The following is a 19585-nucleotide window of genomic DNA, read 5'->3' on the forward strand; positions in this document are numbered from 1 at the left end:
TCAGTGGCTGCCCCTAGGCTTGTCCGCATGTCCCCCGATTCCGTGACCCCTGGTTCCGTGCGGTCCGCCGCCGAGGTCAACGAGGAGATCCGTGCCCTGTGGCGGCGCACGGGCGGCACCCTGTCGGCCGAGGAGCGCGCGGAGTACGAGCTGCTGGTCGTCGAGTGGGCGATCGCGATCCGCGGCGGCGTCGTCAAGGCAGCCTGACCACTTCTGCCCCCGTTCCCCGGGCGCCCTGCCGCGCAAGCACCTCGTCTCGCCCCTGCATGTCGGGGCCTGTGGTCGACCGGCCCGGCTTCCTCTGTCCTAGATCGTCGGCAGGGCGCACACTGGAGGCACCCGCGGGGTAGGAGGCGCCTATGAAGACGCTCGGCCACTGGCTCGCCTCCCCCTGGCAGCGCTCGGCCGCCGCGGCGGTCGCGGGCGCCCTGCCCGTCCTGGCCTTTCCCGCCCCGTCCCTGTGGTGGTGCGCCTACGTCGCCCTGGTCCCCTGGCTCCTGCTGCTGCGCACCGCGCCGACCGGAAAGCGGGCGGTGTACGACGGCTGGTGCGGCGGCTTCGGCTTCATGCTGGCGATGCACCACTGGCTGCTGCCGAGCCTGCACGTGTTCACGTTCGTCCTCGCCGCCCTGCTCGGCGTGCTGTGGGCGCCGTGGGGCTGGCTGGTGCGACGCCTGCTCACCGGCATCCCGCCCTGGACCAGGGTCGCGGCGGCGCTGCTGGTGGTGCCGTCGGGCTGGCTGGGCGTCGAGCTGATCCGCTCCTGGCAGGGCCTCGGCGGGCCGTGGGGCATGCTCGGCTCCAGTCAGTGGCAGGTCGGACCGACACTGCGGCTGGCCTCGGTCGGCGGGGTGTGGCTGCTCAGTTTCCTGGTCGTCGTCGTCAACGTCGCGGTCACCGTGCTCGTGGCGGTCCGGCAGTCCCGCGTGCCCGCGGTGGCCGGTCTCGTGGCCACCGCCGCCGTCACCTCCGCCGCGTGGGCCTTCTCGCCACGCCCGGCCGTCGACGGCCACATCAGGATCGCCGTCGTCCAGCCGGGCGTCATCAGCGGCCCGGACAGCGCGGATCGCCGGTTCGCGCGCGAGGAACAGCTCACCCGCCGCCTCGCCGGCCAGGACGTCGACCTGGTCGTCTGGGGCGAGAGCAGTGTCGGGTTCGACCTCGGCGACCGACCCGATCTCGCCCGGCGGCTCGCGGACCTGTCCCGTGCGACGGGCACCGACATCCTGGTCAACGTGGACGCCCGGCGCTCCGACAAGCCCGGCATCTACAAGAGCTCGGTCCTGGCCGGCCCGGACGGCCTGACCGGCCAGCGTTACGACAAGATGCGGCTCGTCCCGTTCGGCGAGTACGTCCCGGCCCGCTCCCTGCTCGGCTGGGCCACCTCCGTCGGCAAGGCGGCCGGGGAGGACCGCAGGCGCGGCTCACAGCCGGTCGTGATGAATGTGGGAGACGGTCTGCGCATCGGCCCGATGGTGTGCTTCGAGACCGCCTTCCCCGACATGACCCGCCACCTCACCAAGGAGGGCGTCGACGTGCTGGTCGGCCAGTCGTCGACGTCCACGTTCCAGCACAGCTGGGCCCCCGGGCAGCACGCTTCCCTGGCCGCCCTGCGCGCCGCCGAGACCGGCCGGCCGATGGTGCACTCGACACTCACGGGTGTCTCGGCCGTCTACGGCCCGAGCGGGCAGCGCGTCGGATCGTGGCTCGGTACGGACGCGTCCGCCACGCGGATCTACGAGATCCCCCTCGCACACGGCACGACGCCGTATGTCCGCCTCGGCGACTGGACGGTGCACGCGGCGCTGCTGATCCTGGCCGCCTGGGCCGCCGGCGAGGGCGGACGGACCCTGCGGTTCAGGCGGTCCGCTCCTGAACCGCGTACACCACCCGCTCGCACAGTTCATGGGTCTCCAGCGCGTCCCGGGCGCTGAGCACCCGGCCGGCCCGCACCGCGTCCAGGAAGGCCAGCACCGCCTGTTCGATACCGCGCTGCCGGGCCACCGGCACCCAGTCCCCGCGGCGCCGCACGGTCGGCTGACCCTTGTGGTCGACGACCTCGGCGAGATTGATCACCTGCCGTTTGGTGTCCTGTCCGGACACCTCCAGGATCTCCTCGGCCGAACCGCTGAGCCGGTTCATCACGCCCAGCGCGGTGAAACCGTCCCCGGCGAGCTGGAGCACCAGGTGGTGCAGCAGGCCGTCCCGGACGCGGGCGTGCACGGTCACGTCGTCGACCGGGCCGGGCGCCAGGAACCGCAGGGTGTCGACGACGTGGATGAAGTCGTCGAGGATCATCGTGCGCGGCTCCTCCGGCAGCCCGATGCGGTTCTTCTGCATCAGGATCAGCTCGCGCGGATGGTCGGCGCACTGCGTGTAGCCGGGGGCGTGCCGCCGGTTGAAGCCGACCGCGAGGCTCACGTCCCGCTCCTCGGCGAGCCCCACCAGCCGCGCGGAGTCGTCGAGTGCGTAGGCGAGCGGCTTGTCGACGTACGTCGGTACACCCGCTTCCAGCAGCCGCGTCACGATCTCCGGGTGCGTGATCGTGGGCGCGTGCACGAAGGCGGCGTCGAGGTCCGCCGCGAGCAGGGAGTCGAGCGTGGTGTGCCGACGCTCCCGCGGCAGGTGCAGGCCGTCGGAGACCCGGGCGAGCGTGGCCGGCGTGCGGGTCTGCAGGTGCAGCTCCACCCCGGGCTGGAAGGCGAGGACCGGGAGGTAGGCCTTCTGCGCGATGTCGCCGAGTCCGATGCAGCCGACCTTCACGGGGCGTTCTCCTCTATCGGTTTCCTGCCGGGGTCTGCCCGGAAGCATACGGCGGGGCGTACGGCCCGGGAGGCCGCCAGTCGGCGATGCCGTCGAAGCCGCGCAGGAACAGGGCGGGTCCGGCCTGGGACAGTGCCGCGATGACGGTGTTGCGTACGGCGATGCCTGTGCGGCTGGTCATGAGGTTGAGGCGGGCGACCCGCACGGCCTGGCGTGCGATGGCGGTCGCACGGGGCAGCCTGGCGGCGCTGTAGGCGGGCAGGTCGTCGCAGTGGTGTGCCAGGACGATCGCGTCCTCGATGGCCTGGTTGCCGCCCTGGCCGAGGGTCGGGGGCATGGCGTGCGCGGCGTCGCCGACCAGGGCGACCCTGGCCCCGCTCGCTCCGACCTCGTCGCCGACACCACCCTCGCCCTGCTCGCCGAGCGCGGGATGCGCGGTCTCACGCACCGGGCGGTCGACACGGCGGCCGGGCTCCCCCAGGGCTCCACGTCGAACCTCGCGCGGACCCGGCAGGCCCTGCTGGAACTGGCGGTGCGGCGCCTGGCCGACCGTGAGGCACGGGTGCTGGCGCTGCACGAGATGCCGGACCCCGGGGCCGGGGCCGACTCCCTCGCCGACGCCCTGGCCCTGGCGACCCACCGCGCGCTGACGGGCGACCGCGCCCTCTCGCTCGCCCGCTACGAACTGGCACTGGAGGCGACGCGCCGCCCCGAGCTGCGGGCCTACTTCGACGCGACGGGCGCCCGCTTCCGGGAGCAGCTCGCCGCTCTGGTCGCCGGGATGGGCTCCACGGACCCGGCCCGGCACACGCTGTCGCTGATCGCCTGGGCGGACGGGCTGATGTTCAGCTGCGTGGCGGGCTCGTTCGGTGCCGAGGTGCCGAGCCTGGAGGAGGTGCGGGCCGGGCTGCGGGAGCTGCTCGGCGGGATGCTTCCGGGCTGAAAACAGGTGGTGCGGGAGGGAGCAGCCCCGACAGGATGCGTGCATGACGAACGAACGCCGCATCCCTGCCACAACCGCCGACGAACGCACCATGCTGGAGGGCTGGTTGGAGTTCCACCGGCAGACCCTCGCCTGGAAGTGCGAGGGCCTCGGCGACGAGCAGCTCAGGTCCGCCTCGGCGGAGCCCTCCCCGCTGTCCCTGATGGGGCTGGTGCGGCACATGGCGGACGTCGAGCGCAACTGGTTCCGAAGGGTGCTGACGGACGAGGACGTGGCGCCGCTCTACTGGAGCGACGAGGATCCGGACGGCGATTTCCGTCTGACCGGGACGGACACCTACCAGGAAGCACACGCCGCCTGGCAGACCGAGATCGAGACCGCCCGCCGCAACGCGGCCCGCTTCGGTCTGGACGACGTCTCCGAGGGCAAGCACCGGCGCACCGGCGAGCGGTTCAACCTGCGGTGGATCTACACCCACATGATCGAGGAGTACGCGCGGCACAACGGTCACGCCGATCTGATCCGCGAGCGCATCGACGGCGCGACCGGCGACTGACGACGTCACCCGCGCCACGCCGACGGCCTCCGTACGGGGCGGGAGATCACCCGTGCGGGGCATCCTCCTCCTGTCCGCTTCCCCAGTCCCGCCCGGACACAGCAGAGTTGCCCGGGTGCATCGAACGACGACCACCGCGACGCTCCTGGTGACCGTGGCTGTCTCGGCCCTGTCCGGCTGCATGACGGTCCAGCGTTCCTCCGCTCCCGGTCCGCCGGTGGCACCGCCCCGCCCGTCGGCGCCGCACCCGGCGGGGCAGGCGGAGACACAGGCCGTGCCGGCACCGGCCCGGGAGGCCCTCGCACGGATCGAGACGTCCCGCCGCCCGGAGCCGGCCGCGTCCGAGTCCCGGCCGCCCGCCCCCGCGGCGGCCCCGCCGAAGCGGGCGGTGCCGTCCGGCCGCCGCGACCAGCACCCGCACCCCGTGCGGCCGGAGCCGCGCCCGCGGGGCACGCACCGGCCGCATGTCGACGCCCCGGACGTCGCGGGCCGGGTACGGCAGGACGTCCAGAAACGCGTTCCGGACCACACGGATGTCTGTGCCCTGGGCAGGCGGTACGGAGGGTGGCCGGCGGACAGTCCGCAGGCGACCATCTGCCGCGACACCTACGGGCGTTGACCCGCCGCGTCAGGGCCGCTGCCGCGGCGGCCTCCACGTCCCGTCGCCGTCTTCTCCCAGCCGGCTCTCCAACCGCCGGATGGCGGCCCGCACGCCCTGCCCGTAGCGGTCGTCGGCGAGGCCGGCCGCAGCCTTCCTGGCCCTGCTCAGGTGGGTGCGGGCGGCGTCGCCTTCACCGAGCCCGGCGTAGTCGGCGGCCAGGCTCAGGTGCAGGGAGGGGTAGAACGCGCGGACCGCGAGCGCGCCTTCCCGCGCCGCGGGACCGCTCTCGCCGATCTCCTCGGCCGCCGTCAACGCGCGCAGATCCCAGGCCAGTTCGTCCGCGGGGTCGTCCTGCGTGTCGGCCAGGTAGTGAGCGAGCGTGCAGCGGTACAGCGGGGCACCGTGCTCCCCGATCTCCGCCCACAGTTCCAGCAGGCGCCGTCGGGCCTCCTCACGATCGCCCGCGTGGTGCAGGATCACGACTTGCCCGATCCGCGTCAGCACGGCATCCGCCGCCGCCTGCCCCTGCCGCTCCGCCACCACGCCCTCCGCACGTTCGCCGGCTGTCTCCTCCCGACGCTAACCGCAGAACGGGAGGATCCGGCTCATGCCGCTCCGTACCTCACCGGCCACGTGGCATTCGACCGTCGGCCATGAGCCGTCAGCCCTCAGCCGAGGTTCGGAATCGTCCAGTCGACCGGCTCATGCCCCTGGGCCGCCACCGCCGCGTTGATCTGCGTGAACGGCCGGGAGCCGAAGAACTTCCTCGCCGACAGGGGCGAGGGGTGCGCGCCCTTGACCACCGCATGCCGCGAGGCGTCGATCAGAGGGAGCTTCTTCTGCGCGTAGTTGCCCCACAGCACGAACACGGCCGGGTCGGGCCGCTCGGCCACGGCCCGGATCACGGCGTCGGTGAACTTCTCCCAGCCCCGGCCCTTGTGTGAGTTGGCCTCGCCGCCGCGGACCGTGAGCACCGCGTTGAGCAGCAGCACGCCCTGCTGGGCCCAGGGCATCAGATAGCCGTTGTCCGGGATCGGAGTGCCCAGCTCCTCGTGCATCTCCTTGTAGATGTTCCGCAGGGACGGCGGGATCCGCACACCGGGCCGGACCGAGAAGCACAGCCCGTGCCCCTGCCCCTCGCCGTGGTACGGGTCCTGACCGAGGATCAGGACCTTCACCTTCTCGTACGGCGTGGCGTCCAGCGCGGCGAAGACCTCCTCGCGCGGCGGGTGGACGGGGCCCTTCGCCCGCTCCTCCTCGACGAACTCCGTCAGCTCCTTGAAATAGGGCTGCTGCAGCTCGTCACCCAGAACCCCGCGCCAGGACTCGGGCAGCATGGCGATGTCGGTCACGTCAACGTCCTCACGATGTGTGGTCACTTGCAGGCCTCAGAACCTACCGGCGACCACTGACAACATGCCCTCGAGAGCCCGGAGGCCGCCCGCTACCAGGCGGTCTTGCGGTGCAGCTCCCACAGCATCATGATCGTCGACGGGTCCAGGGCCCGCTCCGCGCCCGAGACGTCCCGGCTCGCCGCGACGTACTGCCTGCCCTGCCACAGCGGCAGCAGCCGTGCGTCGTCGACGAGGATCTGCTGGGCCTCCTCGAACTCCTTCACCACGTTCGCGCGATCGCTCTCACGGCGCGACCGGGGCAGCAGATCGCCGGTGATCTCGGGCGCCGGGTAGGGCGTGCCGAGGGCGTTCTGCTCGCCGACGAACGGCGCGATGAAGTTCTCGGCGTCCGGGAAGTCGGGGAACCAGCCACGCCCGAACACCGGGTACTCACCATTCTGGTAGCCCTTGACGTACGTCTTCCAGGGGCGGCTCTTGAGGGTGATCGTGAACAGTCCGGAATCCTCGAGCTGACGCTCCAGCTCCTTGAACTCCGCGGCGGTCTCGGAGCCGTAGCGGTCGCTCGTGTACCAGAGGGTGAGCGGGACCCGCCGGGTGATGTTCGCGTCGGCGAGGATCTCACGGGCCTTGTCGACGTCCGGGTCGCCGTAGTCGTCGAAGAAACCGGTGGTGTGGCCGGTGAGGCCCTTGGGGACCATGGAGTACAGCGGGTCGACGGTGTCCTTGTAGACCTTGTGCGCGATCGCCGCCCGGTCGACGACCTGCGCGATGGCCTGGCGCACGGCCTTCCGGTTGGCCCAGGGGTCCTTCGGGTTGAACACCAGGTAGTTGATGTCCGTGCCGGTGCCCTCGACCAGCTGGATCTCCTCGTCCCTGGAACCCTGGAGCTCGACGACGTCCCCGGCGGCCAGACCGCGGTAGGTCACGTCGATCTGCTCGTCGCGCAGTGCCTTGACCATGGCGCCGGAGTCCTGGAAGTAGCGGATGGTGACCGCGTCGTTCTGGCGCTTCGCGAAGCCCTTGTAGCCCTCGTTGCGGACGAGGACGGCTTCCTTGCCCTCGTTGTAGGAATCCAGCCTGTACGGCCCGGAACCGACGACGTCGCCGTCCTTGCGCAGGGCGTCCTCCGGGTAGGCGTCCGGGGAGACGATCGACATGGCGGGGGTGGCGAGCACGAACGGGAAGGTGGCGTCGGGCTTGTTGAGGTGGAAGATCACCTCGCGCTCGTTCGGCGCCTGTACCCGCTCGAGGCTGCCCAGCAGACCGGCGGGACCGCCGTTGACGTTGATCTTGCGGATCCGGTCGAAGGAGTACTTCACGGCCCGGGCGTCGAGCGCGTCCCCGTTGGAGAACTTCAGGCCCTCGCGCAGCTCGCAGCGGTACACCTGGTTCGAGGAGTCGCTGAAGCCGCACTGCTCGGCGGCGTCCGGCTGCGGCTCGCTGGAGCCCGTCGGATAGCTCAGGAGCGTCTGGTAGATGTTGCGGAACAGCTCCCAGGAGCTGTCCCAGGAGGCGGCAGGATCGAGCGTGCTGGGCGTGCTGGTGGTGCCCACGACGATCGGCCCTTCGTCCTCCGGGGTGTCGGACGACAACACGCCGCACCCGGTGACAAGGGACGATATGGACGCGATGGCCGCCACCCGCCGCAGGCATCGGTTCCGGTTGAACACGCGCACGCTCCTCGATCTGCCATACCAAGGGTCGGCAGACCATACCGCAGTGCCGCGCCGGCTGGCTCTCCCGGGGCGATGACTCCTTGATCACGAAATCCTTGACGACGTTGTCATCGCCTTCGTGGCCCCTTGAAAGGACCCCTGAGCCGGCTGAATGGACCCCCGGTTCGGCACGGGCGTCCCTCGCGTGCGGGCGCCCGTGCCGGACCGCGTACGTCAGCCCGTGCCGGCGTTGAGGAAGATGCCGCCGTCCACCACGAGGGTCTGGCCGGTGACCCAGTCGGACTGTCCGGAGGTGAGGAACGCGGCCGCGCCGCCGATGTCGGAGGGCATGCCGAGCCGGCCCAGCGGGTAGGCAGCGGCGGCCTCCGCCTCCCGGCCCTCGTACAGGGCCTGGGCGAACTTGGTCTTCACGACGGCCGGGGCGATGGCGTTGACCCGCACCTTGGGCGCGTACTCGTGCGCGAGCTGCACCGTCAGGTTGATCATCGCCGCCTTGCTGACGCCGTACGCGCCGATGAACGGCGAGGGCGACATGCCCGCGACGGAGGCGATGTTGACGATGGCGCCGCCGTTGTCCTTCTGCCAGGCGTGCCAGGTCTTCTGCGCGAAGCCGAGCGCGGAGATCACGTTGGTCTCGAAGACCTTGCGCGCGACGTCCAGGTCGAGGTCGGCGATCGGCCCGAACACCGGGTTGGTGCCGGCGTTGTTGACCAGGAAGTCGAGGCGGCCGAAGGCCTCCATCGTGCGCTCGACGGCGGCGGCCTGGTGGTCCTCGTCGTGCGCCTTGCCGGCGACGTAGATCGCGCGGTCGGCGCCGAGCCGCTCGACGGCCTCCTTGAGGGCGTCCTCGTTGCGGCCGGTGATGCACACCCGGTCGCCGCGTGCGACGAGCGCCTCGGCGACGCCGTAGCCGATGCCACGGCTGGCGCCCGTGACCAGGGCGGCCTTGCCGGAGAGTTCCACGGAAGTCATGTCTCGTCCCCTAGTCGAGCGGTCCGCCGGCCACGTACAGCACCTGGCCGGAGACGAACCCGGCCGCCTCGCCCGTGAAGAAGGCGATGGCGTTGGCGATGTCGTCCGGCTCGCCGACCCGGGCGACCGGGATCTGGGTGGCGGCGGCGGCCTTGAAGTCCTCGAAGCCCATGCCGACGCGGTCGGCGGTGGCCTTGGTCATCTCGGTGGCGATGAAGCCGGGGGCGACGGCGTTGGCGGTGACGCCGAACTTGCCGAGCTCCTTGGCCAGCGTCTTGGTGAACCCCTGGAGCCCCGCCTTGGCGGCGGAGTAGTTGACCTGGCCGCGGTTGCCGAGCGCGGAGGACGAGGACAGGTTGACGATCCGGCCGAATCCCGCGTCCACCATGTGCTTCTGGCAGGCCTTGGACATCAGGAAGGCACCGCGCAGGTGCACGTTCATGACGGTGTCCCAGTCGGAGACGCTCATCTTGAACAGCAGGTTGTCACGCAGCACGCCGGCGTTGTTGACCAGGATCGTCGGCGCGCCGAGCTCCTCGGCGACGCGGGCGACGGCCGCCTCGACCTGTGCCTCGTCGGAGACGTCGCAGCCGACGGCGATGGCCTTGCCGCCGGCGGCGGTGATCTTCTCGACGGTGTCCTTGCAGGCCGCCTCGTCGAGGTCGAGCACGGCGACGGCACGGCCCTCGGCGGCCAGGCGTACGGCGGTGGCGGCGCCGATCCCGCGCGCGGCACCGGTGACGACGGCGACCCGCTGCTCAGTGGTGGACATGGCTGCTTCTCCTCAGGTGAGCGACCGCTTAGTACCTTCAGTGGGTGTGACGCTAGAAGCCCTGGCACGCGGTGTCAACGGCAGGGCGCGGCATGTGATCCATCACCCGGGCCCACGATGCCCGGCGAACCCCACATGTCCCCGGCCCGGCTCCGACCAGCCACCCCCGGCCACCCGATCGGCCCACGACCGCCGAGCCCGCACACGCTCGAAGCCGGCACTCCCGCCCGGTCCGCATGGGCGGGCCGGCCAGGCGGGGCGTTGGCCTCCGGACCCCGGCCCGGCCGCGCCAGGGAGGGTCGGTCACCGCACCAGCAGGTCCAGCAACCGCTCGGTCTCCGCTGCCGGGTCCGTGGTCAGGCCGGTGTGCACGGGGCCGGGCTGGACGATCGTCGAGCGGGGGGCGACGAGCCAGCGGAAGCGGCGGCCCGGGTCGTCGCCCGATGCCTGACCGGCCGCGGTGCCGCCCGCGCAGACGCCCTCCACGGCCCGTAGGGCGGCGTGGACTCCGGCCACGTCCGTCTGGGGGTCGAGGGCCAGCAGGCGTGCCTCGTCGAGGTGGGTGCGGGCCCCGACGTAGGACTCGGCGCGGCAGTAGACGAGCACTCCCGCGTTGATGCACTCGCCGCGCTCTACGCGCGGGACGACGCGCAGGACGGCGTACTCGTAGATCTGGCGGTCCCGGGGCCCGCCCTTGATGATGTGCCGGTCGCTCACTTGATCCCCTGGATTCGGTCGTGGATGACGGCGGCCCGGGCGAGCAGCGGCCGGGCGTAGGCCCGCCTCAGGTCGTCCGGTGTGCCGAAGCCGGGCTCGTCCGACAGCCAGGCGTCCGGTACGCGGGCCGTGACGTCGGCGAGCAGTTCCTCGGTGACCAGCGGTGCCAACTCTGCCGCCGCGGAGGTGACATCGGGCGTGAAGGGCGCCAGGGTGTGGTCGGAGGCGTCGTACGGGCGGGCCGCGGAGACTTCCGCGCCGGGCCAGTTGTGGTGCCAGATCATGGTCGCGCCGTGGTCGACGAGCCACAACTCGCCCCGCCAGATCAGCAGGTTGGGGTTGCGCCAGGACCGGTCCACGTTGTTGACCAGCGCGTCGAACCAGACGATCCGCCCGGCTTCGTCGGGGCTCACCGGGAACGCGAGCGGGTCGAAGCCGAGGGCGCCGGAGAGGAAGTCCATGCCGAGGTTGGTGCCGCCGCTGGACCTGAGCAGGTTCTGCACCTCCTGGTCGGGTTCGGCGAGCCCTAGCTCCGGGTCGAGCTCGACCGTGACCAGGCGCGGAACCCGCAGCCCCAGCCGGCGGGCGAGTTCCCCGCAGACGACCTCGGCGACGAGCGTCTTGCGGCCCTGCCCCGCGCCGGTGAACTTCAGGACGTACGTCCCGAAGTCGTCGGCCTCGACGAGACCCGGCAGCGAACCGCCCTCGCGCAGGGGGGCGATGAAACGGGTCGCGATCACTTCCTCGAGCATCGTCCCAGGTTACTGACGCGGCGGTCGGCACCGGCGCCGGCGTCGCGGTGGGGGCCGGGAAACCGACAGCGAACCGACAGGGTGGTTTTGTCCACAACCGCTCGCGGCCGCGTCAGTATTTCGGCACCGTCTGAACAGGCGGTCCGCCCGGACCGTACCTCCCGGCAGATCATCGCAAGCCTCCCGAAGGGAAACGCCAGTATGACCAGCGCATCGCTCCAGCCCGCATCGGGACCGGCCCGTCGTACCGTCGTGGCGGCGGCCGGAGCGGCGGGCCTCGCCGTCGCGCTGACCGCGTGCGGAGGCTCGGACGACAGCTCGTCCGGCGTCGCCGACTCCTCCGGCTCGTCCGGCACGGCCCAGGAGGACCAGGGGGCGGGCAGCACCCCGTCGAGCGGTGGGGGCGACGCCCCGGCCGGTAACGCGCTCGCGTCGACCGCGGACATCCCGGAGGGCGGCGGAAAGGTCTTCGCCGACCAGAAGGTGGTCGTCACGCAGCCGACCGCGGGCGAGTTCAAGGCGTTCTCGGCCACCTGCACCCACCAGGGCTGCGCGGTGAAGAGCATCGCCGATGGCGTCATCAACTGCCCCTGCCACAACAGCAACTTCTCGATCACCGACGGCAGCGTGAAGAGCGGTCCGGCGACCAAACCGCTGCCGGAGATGAAGATCACCGTCGACGGGGACTCGATCACCCTCGCCTGAGCCCGTCACGCGGACGCGTGAGACACGCCAGGACCTCGTCCGTGGTCGCGACCGTGGCGACCAACGCGAGGGTGTGGCGGATCATCGCGGGGGTGTAGTCGGACGGCACTCCCGCGATGGCGTCCGCCGGGACGACGGCGGTGTAGCCGCGGTTGACGGCGTCGAACACGGCGTTGGGGATCGCCACGTTGGCCGAGACCCCGGTGACGATCAGCGTGCGGCAGCCGAGGTTGCGCAGCAGCGGGTCGACGTCGGTGCCCTGCAGTGGCGACAGCCCGTGCAGGCGCCGTACGACCAGGTCCTCCCCGGCGACGTCGATCGGGGCCGCGACACGCACCGCGGGTGTGCCGGAGAGCTGCTGGACGGGCAGGCGTGCGGCGGCGCGGAAGAGGCGGGCGTTGCGGCTGGCCCCCCGGCCGTCGGGGCGGCGTTCGGCGATGGCGTGGACGACCTGGACACCGGCCGCGTGGGCGGCCGCCACCAGGCGGGCGACGTTGGCGAGCACCCCGCCGGAGCGAGCCGCCTCGGCGAGTTCGGGCAGCGCGCTGTCCGCTCCGACGACGCCTTCCTGGCACTCGACGGTGAGCAGCACGGTGGTCGGCGGATCGAGGAGTTCGCTGAGCTCTGGGTGCGCGGGCACGGTTCCCCCTGGGCGCCGGCGGCGGGTCGGGCGAGCGTAGCCACCGTTGCGCTCGGACGGAAGAGAACCCATCCTTTTCTGACGTGATGTCAGAGGATCTCCTCTGGCACGACGTGAGAGAACGAAAGAGGGGGAGCATGACCGTCACGCAGCAGCGCCGGGGCCGGAAGATCATGATGACGCCCGGTGAGCTGGACGATTTCCTCACCACGCAGCGCACCTGCCGGGTCGCCACGGTGTCGGCCGACGGTGCCCCGCACGTGAGCACGCTGTGGTTCGCCTGGGACGGCACCTCGATGTGGCTGTACTCGGTCGTGCGCAGCAAGCGGTGGACCGACCTGCGGCGCGACCCGCGGGTGGCCATCGTGGTCGACACCGGCGAGGAGTACGACGAGCTGCGCGGCGCGGAGTTGTCCGGGACCGTCGAGTTCGTGGGCGAGATACCGCGCACCGGGGAGCTGCGCGCCGAACTCGACGTGCCCGAGATGCTGTTCGCCCGGAAGAACTTCGGCCTGGAGGAGATGCCGCACGACGGCCGGCACGCCTGGCTGCGTCTGACACCTCGGAAGATCGTTTCCTGGGACTTCCGCAAGCTGGGAGGGCAGTAGCGGAACACCCCCCAGCGCCAGGCCGGGTCAGCCGACGCGCTCCCCCGCCGCCTGCAGGGCTTTCACCGCCGCCCGGATCGACGGGCGGCGGTCCGCGTCCGCGCGCCAGACGACGTACACGTGCCGCCGGACCCGCTGCTTGACGGGGACGGTCACGACCCCTTCGGGCACGGGACGGCGGCCGAGCAGCGGCGCGATGCACACGCCGAGGCCCGCGGCGACCAGCGCGAGCTGCGTGTGGTTCTCGGCGGCGCGGTGGCCGACGATCGGTTCGATGCCCTTGGAGCGGAGCGTGAACATCAGCCACTCGTGGCAGAACTCGCCCTCGCCCCAGGTGATCCACTCGTCGTCTGCGAACTCGGCGAGGTCCACCTCGTCGCGCCCCGAGAGCCGGTGGTCCGCCGGCATGGCGACATGGGCCGGGTCGTCCAGGATGGGCGCCTTGACCAGGCCGTCAGGCAGCGCCATCGGCTTGTTGTACCAGTCGAGCACCACGGCCAGGTCGAGGTCGCCGCGCACCACTCCCGCGATGCCGTTCTCCGGTTCCAGCTCGCAGGAGCGCAGTCGCAGCGCCGGATGCCGCTCGCGCAGTGCGGACAGCGCGAGCGGGAACAGTCCGCGTGCGGCGGTCGGGAACGCCGACAGTCTGAGCTCGCCGACCACCTGCCCGCGCTGCGCCTCCAGGTCGGACTGGGCGAGTTCGACCTGGGACAGGATGCGCGCGGCGTGCTCGGCGAGCAGCCGGCCCGCGTCGGTGAGCCGCACGCCCCGGCCGTTCTTGGCGAGGAGCCGCTGGCCGACCTCCCGCTCCAGCTTGGACATCTGCTGGGAGACCGCGGACGTCGTGATGTGCAGCCCCTCGGCCGCGCCGCTGACCGAGCCGTGCCTGGCGAGGGCGTCGAGGGTGCGCAGGCGCTCCAGGTTCAACATGTAAGCAATGCTAAGCGGTATCCGGTGCGAAATCTCGATTGTGCTACGAGGTCGTCGTCCAGCATGGTGGCCGCCATGAGCACCGTCACCTCCCCCAGCCGGGTCACGCCCGCGTCGAGCGACCGGCCCCGTCGCCGCCTCGACTGGCGTCTCCGCTTCGCCGCCCTGTCCCTGATCTGGGGCTTCAGCTTCCTCCTCATCAAGGTGGGCACCCAGGGATACGCCCCGTTCCAGGTCACCCTCGGCAGGCTGGTGTTCGGCACGGCGGTGCTGGCCGCCGCGATGGCCGTGCGGCGCGAGCGACTGCCTCGCGGGGCGCGCACCTGGACGCATCTGACGATCGCCGCGTTCCTGCTCAACGCCCTGCCCTTCTCGCTGTTCGCCTACGCCGAGCTGACCATCCCGTCCGCGCTGGCGGGCATCTGCAACGCGACCTCGCCGCTGTGGGGCATGGCGCTGTCACTCGTCGCCCTGTCGGAGGACCGTCCGACCCGGGTGCGGGTCGCCGGGCTCGGTCTCGGCTTCCTCGGGGTCCTCACGGTGCTGGGCGCCTGGCAGGGCTTCCACGGCCTGGACGCCACCGGCACGGCACTGGCCCTGCTGGCCTCCCTCAGCTACCCGGTCGGCTGGATCTACGTCCGCCGCACCCTGGCCGGCACCGGCCACTCGCACCTGTCGATGACCGGCGCGCAGCTCCTGCTGGCCACCGTGCAACTGGCCGTCGTCACCCCGCTGTTCACAACCCTGCCCACGCGCCTGCCCCTGACGCCGCTGCTCGCGATCGCCGCCCTGGGCGCGCTGGGCACGGGCCTCGCCGTGCTCCTCCAGTACGGCCTGGTGGCCGAGGTCGGCCCGACGACCGCCCAGATGGTCACGTACTTCATCCCGGTCATCGCCACGGCGGCGGGCGTCACACTCCTCGGCGAGCCCCTCGCGTGGTCGACACCGGTCGGGGCGGTGATCGTCCTGACGGGGGCCGCGCTCACACAGGTCCGGCCGAAGCCGCGGACGCAGGTGGCGGGCGTGAGCCCGCAGCGCGGGTGAAAGCCCGTAGCCGGGCCCAGGCAGCGCGCGGACGCCTGTAGCGCGGACGAAGACAGCGGGCATAAGCCCGCAGCGCGAGCACAGGCCCGCGCGGCCGGTCACCGAAGGCTTCGGACGCGGCGGCTCGGACCACCGCCGTGAAGGCGACGGGGCCGGCCGGCACCTCGGTCGCGCCGGGTCGGCAACGCCTCGGACGCGGCCGCCACGCCACACCTCACGCCCAACCGCGCGCCGGAGCCGGCCCGAGGGCCGAGGCGATCGCGTCGGCCAGTGCCTCGGCCTCCCCCTCGGCGAGTGTCGAAACGGTGACCCGGACGCCGGGCGGTGAGCTCATCCGGAAGCGGGCGCCGGGGGCGACGGCCCACCCGGCGTGCAGCAGCCGGGCGACGGCACCGGTCTCGTCCGGCACGGGCACCCACACGTTCATGCCGCTGCGCCCGTGCGCCGTGACGCCGCGCCGGTCGAGCGCGCCGATGAGCGCGTCCCGGCGGCGACCGTACGCCGCCGCCACCGCGCGCGTGTCCACCGCCCCGTCGGCCCACAGCCGCACCAGGGCCCGCTGCATCAGCCGGCTCACCCAGCCCGGCCCGAGCCGTTGCCGTCCTCGGACCCGGTCGACGGTGACGTCGTCCCCGGTGAGCAGGGCGAGCCGCAGATCGGGCCCGTAGGCCTTGGCGACCGAGCGCACCAACGCCCAGTGCCGGGTGGCGTTTGCCAGCGGATGGAGAGGGACGTCCACGATCCCGTGGCCGTGGTCGTCCTCGATCAGCAGGGTCTCCGGGTGCTCACGGAGAACGGACCGCAGGGCACGCGCGCGCGGGCCGCTCACCGCGGCACCGGTCGGGTTCTGGGCGCGGCCCGTGACGATCAGGGCACGCGCTCCGGCCCGCAGCACCCGATGCACGTCGTCGGCACGCGGCCCCTCGTCGTCGATGCCGACGGGGACGGTCCTCAGCCCGAGCGCGGGCACGAGGTCGAGGATGCTCCCCCATCCGGGGTCCTCCACGCCGACCGTGTCGCCTGGCTTGAGGTGGGCCACGAGCACCCGTTCGACGCCGTCCAGCGCGCCCGACACCACGGCGAGCGGCCCGTCAGGAACGCCGTCGGCGTCGAATCCCGCGCGTGCGAGCCGCGCCAGCTCCGGCTCCAGCGGATCCTCGCCGTACAGCACGGGGGCGAGATCGCCCGCGGCGGCGGCCGCCGCGAAGGCCGACGCGAGCGGCGGCAACAGCGCCGGGTCGGGATTGCCGGTCGCCACGTCGCGCACGCCCTCGGGCACGTCCACCCTGATGTGGTCCCGCCCGGTCGTGGCCGGCGCGGGACGCACTCGGCTGCCGCGCCGACCGGCGGTCTCGATGACACCACGCTCCCGCAGCGTCCGGTACGCGGCCGCGACCGTGTTCGGGTTCACCCCCAGACGCTCCGCCAACTCTCGCATGGGCGGCAGAAGTTGACCGGGTTGCAGCTCACCGGTCCCCACTGCCCGCTCGACGCTCGCGGAAATGTCCGCTGCGCGACGCCCGCTGATCGGATACTCTCCTAGCACAAAAGCAAGTATGCACTAGTGCAATGGAGAGCGCCATGCAGGGGACCGCGCAGACGCCGTCGCAGCCCGCCGCCACCGCCTACACCCCGACCGACCGCACCGTCCCCACACGCGCGGCGGACCGGGCCTCGTACGACCGGGAACTGGTGCACGCGATACTCGACGAGGGCTACGTCTGCCACCTCGGCTTCGTCCGCGACGGCGCGCCGGTCGTACTGCCGACGCTGTACGCCCGGGTCGGCGAGCGGCTCTACGTACACGGCTCGACGGGCTCGCGTCCGCTGCGGGCGGCCGGTCAGGCCGACCCGGGACTGCCGGTCTGCCTGACCGTCACGCACGTCGACGGCCTGGTCCTGGCCCGGTCGGCCTTCCACCACTCGATCAACTACCGCTCCGTGGTGGTGCACGGCGTGGCCCATGACGTGACGGACCCCGAGGAGAAGCGGCAGTCCCTGGACGCGCTGGTCGACCACGTCGTGCCGGGCCGCGCCGCCGACTCACGGCCGGCCAGCAAGAAGGAGCTGGCCGCCACGGCCGTGATCCGCCTGGACCTCGACGAAGTCTCGGCAAAGCTGCGCACCGGCGGCGTGAACGACGAACCGGAGGACCTCACCCTTCCGCACTGGGCCGGAGTCGTTCCGGTCCACAAGAGTTACGGCACCCCGATCCCCGACCCCGGCCTGGCCCTCGGTACGGAACTTCCCGACTACCTCAAGGCAAACTGACCGGTCACACAAGCACCCCCGACCCGGCCCGCGCCTCCCCCACCGCAAGCCCCACGACCGACCCCAGCATCAGGAGGGTTCCGGCCACGGTCGCCACCGTCAGCTGCTCCCCGAGCAGAACAACGGCGAGCGCGGCCGCACTCACCGGCTCAAGCAGCATGACCACCGAGACGGTCGCCGACCGTACGACGGCCGCGCCGGCGAAATAGAGGCCGTAGGCCAGGGCCGTCGGCACAGCGGCGACATACGCCAGCAGAACCAGGAGCCGCCCGGGTTCCGCGGTGTGCGGCACCAGCCCCTCGCCCAGCGCGAACGGCAGCAGGCACAGGCTCGTCACGGCGAACGCCCCGACGGTCGTCCGGGAGGCGTCGGTCGCGCCGTCCCGCCCCCACCGGCGGGTGAGCAGCGTCATCACGCTGTACCCGGCCGCGGACAGCAGCGCGAGCAGCACACCCCACGGGCGTACGGCCGTCCCCCCGCCGCCCAGTACGAGGACCGCGAGGCCGGCGAGGGCGCCCGCGACGGCGGCGGTCCCGCCTCGCCCCAGGCGTTCGGAGAGGGTCAGCCGGGCGCCGAGCGCGATGAGCACGGGCCCCGCGCCGAGTGTGACGACAGTGGCGACGGCGAGGCCCGTGGCCGCGACGGCCGCGAAGTAGGCCGTCTGGAACACCGCGAGTCCCAGCCCGGTGACCCCGGCCCGCAGCGCCCTGCGGGCGAGCGGCTCGGACACGGCGGTCCGGGCACGCGGCCGGACCAGGCGCACGGCGAGCAGCAGCACCAGGCCGGCGGCGCAGCGCCAGAAAGAGAGGGCGACGGGCCCCAGGTCACTGGTCCGGTAGACCAGGGAGGCGGCCGCGCCGGCGGTACCCCAGGCGACACCGGCGACGATCAGGTAGAGGAGGCCTCGCCCGACGGGCAGGCCGGAGACAGTCTTCGACACGTGTTCTCTCCGCAGACGCGCACGACACACCGCGCGGCATCGGCGGCGAGTGGTGCGCGGAAGTTCGGGAAGGGCCCCGGATCAGTGGATCAGCGGGGTCCGCGGACTTCGTCTGCGGGCAGCACCGTCCGGCCCGGCGACGACACGCCGGGCGCGGTTTCCGGAGGGCCCGCCTCAGGCGGCCGGAGGCGGAAGAACGAGTGCGTTCGAAGGCATGATCGGCACCTTATGCGGCCGTTCCGGGCGTGGACAACTCCCTTTCCGGGCCGCCGCTCGCCACCGGCCGTCCGGAGCCCTTCGCGGGCGTCGAGGACTGCGCGATGAACGCGCCGACGAGCACGATCACGCCACCGGCGATCTGCGGCGCCGACAAGTGCTCGCCGAGCAGGACCCATGCCAGGACGGTGGCGATGACCGCTTCGAGACAGGCCACGACACCCGCGACCTGCGGGGAGAGCCGGCGCACGGAGAGCACACCGGTGACGTACGCGACGACCGTCGCGACCAGGACGATCCAGGCCAGCAGGACGACGGCGGCGACGGGCGTGGCGTCCATGCGAGCGGTGCCCTGGAGCACGGACCATTCCATGCTCCAGGGCCGGGCGACGACGGTCAGCACGGCGGCGCCGACGAGCAGGCCGTAGGCGATGACGCCGAGCGGGTCGGGCGCCTCGTCCCCGGCATCGCTGCCCTGGTCGGAGAGGACGAAGTAGCCGACCTGGCAGCAGGCCGCGCCGAGCGCGAACAGCAGGCCCAGGGCGTCGAAGCCGAGGCCCGACCACACCTCGACGACACACGCCAGCCCACCGACCGCGAGGACGACACCGACCGCGGCGGCACGCGACACGGGCCGCCGCTGGACGAAACGCACCCAGCCCAGCACCAGGGCGGGCGCCAGGTACTCGATGAGCAGCGCCACCCCGACAGGGATGCGGGAGAGCGCGGCGAAGTAGCAGGCCTGCACCCCCGCGACGGCCAGCAGCCCGAACCCGGCGAGCAGTCCGGGGCGTCGGCGCAGCAGCGCACGGTGGCGCACGGCGAGCGGCAGCATCACCAGGGCCGCCCCGGCCACCCGCAGCCACACCACGTGCAGCGGGTCGAGGCCCGCCTCGATCAGCGGCTTGGCCGCGACACCGGATCCACCGAAGGCCACCGCGGACAGGAGCGCGAGGCCGAGCCCCGCGCCCTTGCCGCGCCTGCTCGCACTGCTGTCAGACGTCCGCACCGGCACATGATGGCAGGGGCCGACAGGAGCGTCACCCCCTATGGCACCTGTCTCACTGTCCGGACGGGGCGAGCCGCTCGGTCAGGGAGTGACTTCGCCGCCCTGGACGGATTCC

The 19585-nt window shown here is 72.4% G+C and carries 22 protein-coding genes and 1 pseudogene; 9 read left to right on the forward strand and 14 right to left on the reverse strand.

The window, feature by feature from the left end:
• Positions 1-27: 27 nt before the first annotated feature.
• On the forward strand, positions 28-207 hold the full coding sequence (locus IE97_RS39710; protein ID WP_030147490.1) for a hypothetical protein: 180 nt from the start codon (positions 28-30) through the stop codon (positions 205-207).
• Between the two features lie 152 nt (positions 208-359).
• Complete coding sequence (lnt, locus tag IE97_RS0102330) at positions 360-1934, forward strand: apolipoprotein N-acyltransferase (protein WP_030147491.1); 1575 nt, start codon at positions 360-362, stop codon at positions 1932-1934.
• On the opposite strand, the gene IE97_RS0102335 is transcribed toward lnt, so the two are convergent.
• The gene (locus tag IE97_RS0102335) at positions 1858-2763 is read right to left on the reverse strand and encodes a Gfo/Idh/MocA family protein (RefSeq protein WP_030147492.1); all 906 of its coding nucleotides are present in this window, start codon (positions 2761-2763) and stop codon (positions 1858-1860) included. The genes lnt and IE97_RS0102335 overlap by 77 nt on opposite strands.
• A gap of 13 nt (positions 2764-2776) precedes the next feature.
• Positions 2777-3133, reverse strand: a pseudogene (locus IE97_RS0102340) (FAD-dependent oxidoreductase); the annotation flags it as partial.
• Here IE97_RS0102340 and IE97_RS0102345 point away from each other — a divergent pair.
• The 3 genes from IE97_RS0102345 to IE97_RS0102355 all read left to right on the forward strand — a co-directional run bounded on the left by IE97_RS0102345 (position 3104) and on the right by IE97_RS0102355 (position 4881).
• Positions 3104-3706 (forward strand): TetR/AcrR family transcriptional regulator, encoded by a 603-nt coding sequence (locus tag IE97_RS0102345; RefSeq protein WP_030147494.1) that lies wholly within the window; start codon positions 3104-3106, stop codon positions 3704-3706. The pseudogene IE97_RS0102340 and the gene IE97_RS0102345 sit on opposite strands and share 30 nt — an antisense overlap.
• A 43-nt stretch (positions 3707-3749) precedes the next feature.
• The gene (locus tag IE97_RS0102350) at positions 3750-4262 is read left to right on the forward strand and encodes a DinB family protein (protein WP_030147495.1); all 513 of its coding nucleotides are present in this window, start codon (positions 3750-3752) and stop codon (positions 4260-4262) included.
• Positions 4263-4377: 115 nt separating this feature from the next.
• Positions 4378-4881, forward strand: coding sequence for a hypothetical protein (locus IE97_RS0102355; protein ID WP_030147496.1), 504 nt, complete (start codon positions 4378-4380; stop codon positions 4879-4881).
• A 9-nt stretch (positions 4882-4890) separates the two neighbouring features.
• Here IE97_RS0102355 and IE97_RS0102360 read toward each other — a convergent pair whose 3' ends face one another.
• From IE97_RS0102360 to IE97_RS0102390, 7 genes are all read right to left on the reverse strand, one after another.
• Positions 4891-5403 carry a hypothetical protein gene (locus IE97_RS0102360; protein ID WP_030147497.1) on the reverse strand — a complete coding sequence of 171 codons (513 nt, stop codon included), beginning with the start codon at positions 5401-5403 and terminating at the stop codon, positions 4891-4893.
• A 128-nt stretch (positions 5404-5531) separates the two neighbouring features.
• Positions 5532-6215: a uracil-DNA glycosylase gene (locus tag IE97_RS0102365; RefSeq protein ID WP_030147498.1), complete on the reverse strand. Its 684-nt coding sequence runs from the start codon at positions 6213-6215 to the stop codon at positions 5532-5534.
• Between the two features lie 92 nt (positions 6216-6307).
• Positions 6308-7888 (reverse strand): ABC transporter substrate-binding protein, encoded by a 1581-nt coding sequence (locus tag IE97_RS0102370; RefSeq protein ID WP_030147499.1) that lies wholly within the window; start codon positions 7886-7888, stop codon positions 6308-6310.
• Between the two features lie 219 nt (positions 7889-8107).
• Entirely contained in the window at positions 8108-8866 is a 759-nt protein-coding gene (locus IE97_RS0102375; RefSeq protein WP_030147500.1) for an SDR family oxidoreductase, read from the reverse strand.
• Between the two features lie 10 nt (positions 8867-8876).
• Complete coding sequence (gene fabG, locus IE97_RS0102380; RefSeq protein WP_030147501.1) at positions 8877-9638, reverse strand: 3-oxoacyl-ACP reductase FabG; 762 nt, start codon at positions 9636-9638, stop codon at positions 8877-8879.
• 303 nt (positions 9639-9941) lie between these two features.
• Positions 9942-10355, reverse strand: a complete 414-nt coding sequence (locus IE97_RS0102385; RefSeq protein WP_030147502.1) for a DUF3037 domain-containing protein — start codon at positions 10353-10355, stop codon at positions 9942-9944.
• Positions 10352-11107 carry a HipA family kinase gene (locus IE97_RS0102390; RefSeq protein WP_030147503.1) on the reverse strand — a complete coding sequence of 252 codons (756 nt, stop codon included), beginning with the start codon at positions 11105-11107 and terminating at the stop codon, positions 10352-10354. Before IE97_RS0102390 ends, IE97_RS0102385 begins: the two co-directional genes overlap by 4 nt.
• 201 nt (positions 11108-11308) lie before the next feature.
• On the opposite strand from IE97_RS0102390, the gene IE97_RS0102395 reads away from it, so the two are divergent.
• Positions 11309-11812, forward strand: a complete 504-nt coding sequence (locus IE97_RS0102395; RefSeq protein ID WP_030147504.1) for a Rieske (2Fe-2S) protein — start codon at positions 11309-11311, stop codon at positions 11810-11812.
• Here IE97_RS0102395 and IE97_RS0102400 read toward each other — a convergent pair.
• Entirely contained in the window at positions 11799-12452 is a 654-nt protein-coding gene (locus tag IE97_RS0102400; RefSeq protein ID WP_030147505.1) for a cysteine hydrolase family protein, read from the reverse strand. The genes IE97_RS0102395 and IE97_RS0102400 overlap by 14 nt on opposite strands.
• Before the next feature lie 137 nt (positions 12453-12589).
• On the opposite strand from IE97_RS0102400, the gene IE97_RS0102405 reads away from it, so the two are divergent.
• On the forward strand, positions 12590-13060 hold the full coding sequence (locus IE97_RS0102405; RefSeq protein ID WP_030147506.1) for a pyridoxamine 5'-phosphate oxidase family protein: 471 nt from the start codon (positions 12590-12592) through the stop codon (positions 13058-13060).
• Between the two features lie 27 nt (positions 13061-13087).
• Here IE97_RS0102405 and IE97_RS0102410 read toward each other — a convergent pair whose 3' ends face one another.
• Positions 13088-13990: a LysR family transcriptional regulator gene (locus IE97_RS0102410; protein WP_030147507.1), complete on the reverse strand. Its 903-nt coding sequence runs from the start codon at positions 13988-13990 to the stop codon at positions 13088-13090.
• A gap of 75 nt (positions 13991-14065) precedes the next feature.
• On the opposite strand from IE97_RS0102410, the gene IE97_RS0102415 reads away from it, so the two are divergent.
• Complete coding sequence (locus tag IE97_RS0102415) at positions 14066-15034, forward strand: DMT family transporter (RefSeq protein ID WP_030147508.1); 969 nt, start codon at positions 14066-14068, stop codon at positions 15032-15034.
• 214 nt (positions 15035-15248) lie between these two features.
• On the opposite strand, the gene IE97_RS39150 is transcribed toward IE97_RS0102415, so the two are convergent.
• Positions 15249-16580, reverse strand: coding sequence for an aminotransferase class I/II-fold pyridoxal phosphate-dependent enzyme (locus IE97_RS39150; RefSeq protein ID WP_030147509.1), 1332 nt, complete (start codon positions 16578-16580; stop codon positions 15249-15251).
• A gap of 35 nt (positions 16581-16615) precedes the next feature.
• On the opposite strand from IE97_RS39150, the gene IE97_RS0102425 reads away from it, so the two are divergent.
• Positions 16616-17305: a pyridoxamine 5'-phosphate oxidase family protein gene (locus tag IE97_RS0102425; RefSeq protein WP_030147510.1), complete on the forward strand. Its 690-nt coding sequence runs from the start codon at positions 16616-16618 to the stop codon at positions 17303-17305.
• Between the two features lie 4 nt (positions 17306-17309).
• Here the strand turns inward: IE97_RS0102425 and IE97_RS0102430 are convergent, their stop codons facing one another.
• Both IE97_RS0102430 and IE97_RS0102435 read right to left on the reverse strand, forming a co-directional pair.
• Positions 17310-18245 carry a DMT family transporter gene (locus IE97_RS0102430; protein WP_030147511.1) on the reverse strand — a complete coding sequence of 312 codons (936 nt, stop codon included), beginning with the start codon at positions 18243-18245 and terminating at the stop codon, positions 17310-17312.
• Between the two features lie 226 nt (positions 18246-18471).
• Positions 18472-19476, reverse strand: coding sequence for an EamA family transporter (locus tag IE97_RS0102435; RefSeq protein ID WP_030147512.1), 1005 nt, complete (start codon positions 19474-19476; stop codon positions 18472-18474).
• Positions 19477-19585 lie beyond the last annotated feature (109 nt).

Origin of the sequence: Streptomyces sp. NRRL S-455 (assembly GCF_000717875.1) — a bacterium.
Classification (GTDB): Bacteria; Actinomycetota; Actinomycetes; order Streptomycetales; family Streptomycetaceae; genus Streptomyces.

Excerpts from the sequence above, each read along its gene's own strand:
- IE97_RS39710 (WP_030147490.1), top strand. The coding sequence starts at position 28 with ATGTCCCCCGATTCCGTGACCCCTGGTTCCGTGCGGTCCGCCGCCGAG.
- lnt (WP_030147491.1), top strand. The coding sequence starts at position 360 with ATGAAGACGCTCGGCCACTGGCTCGCCTCCCCCTGGCAGCGCTCGGCC.
- IE97_RS0102350 (WP_030147495.1), top strand. The coding sequence starts at position 3,750 with ATGACGAACGAACGCCGCATCCCTGCCACAACCGCCGACGAACGCACC.
- IE97_RS0102375 (WP_030147500.1), bottom strand. The coding sequence starts at position 8,866 with ATGACTTCCGTGGAACTCTCCGGCAAGGCCGCCCTGGTCACGGGCGCC.
- fabG (WP_030147501.1), bottom strand. The coding sequence starts at position 9,638 with ATGTCCACCACTGAGCAGCGGGTCGCCGTCGTCACCGGTGCCGCGCGC.
- IE97_RS0102390 (WP_030147503.1), bottom strand. The coding sequence starts at position 11,107 with ATGCTCGAGGAAGTGATCGCGACCCGTTTCATCGCCCCCCTGCGCGAG.
- IE97_RS0102395 (WP_030147504.1), top strand. The coding sequence starts at position 11,309 with ATGACCAGCGCATCGCTCCAGCCCGCATCGGGACCGGCCCGTCGTACC.
- IE97_RS0102405 (WP_030147506.1), top strand. The coding sequence starts at position 12,590 with ATGACCGTCACGCAGCAGCGCCGGGGCCGGAAGATCATGATGACGCCC.
- IE97_RS0102410 (WP_030147507.1), bottom strand. The coding sequence starts at position 13,990 with ATGTTGAACCTGGAGCGCCTGCGCACCCTCGACGCCCTCGCCAGGCAC.
- IE97_RS0102415 (WP_030147508.1), top strand. The coding sequence starts at position 14,066 with ATGAGCACCGTCACCTCCCCCAGCCGGGTCACGCCCGCGTCGAGCGAC.
- IE97_RS0102425 (WP_030147510.1), top strand. The coding sequence starts at position 16,616 with ATGCAGGGGACCGCGCAGACGCCGTCGCAGCCCGCCGCCACCGCCTAC.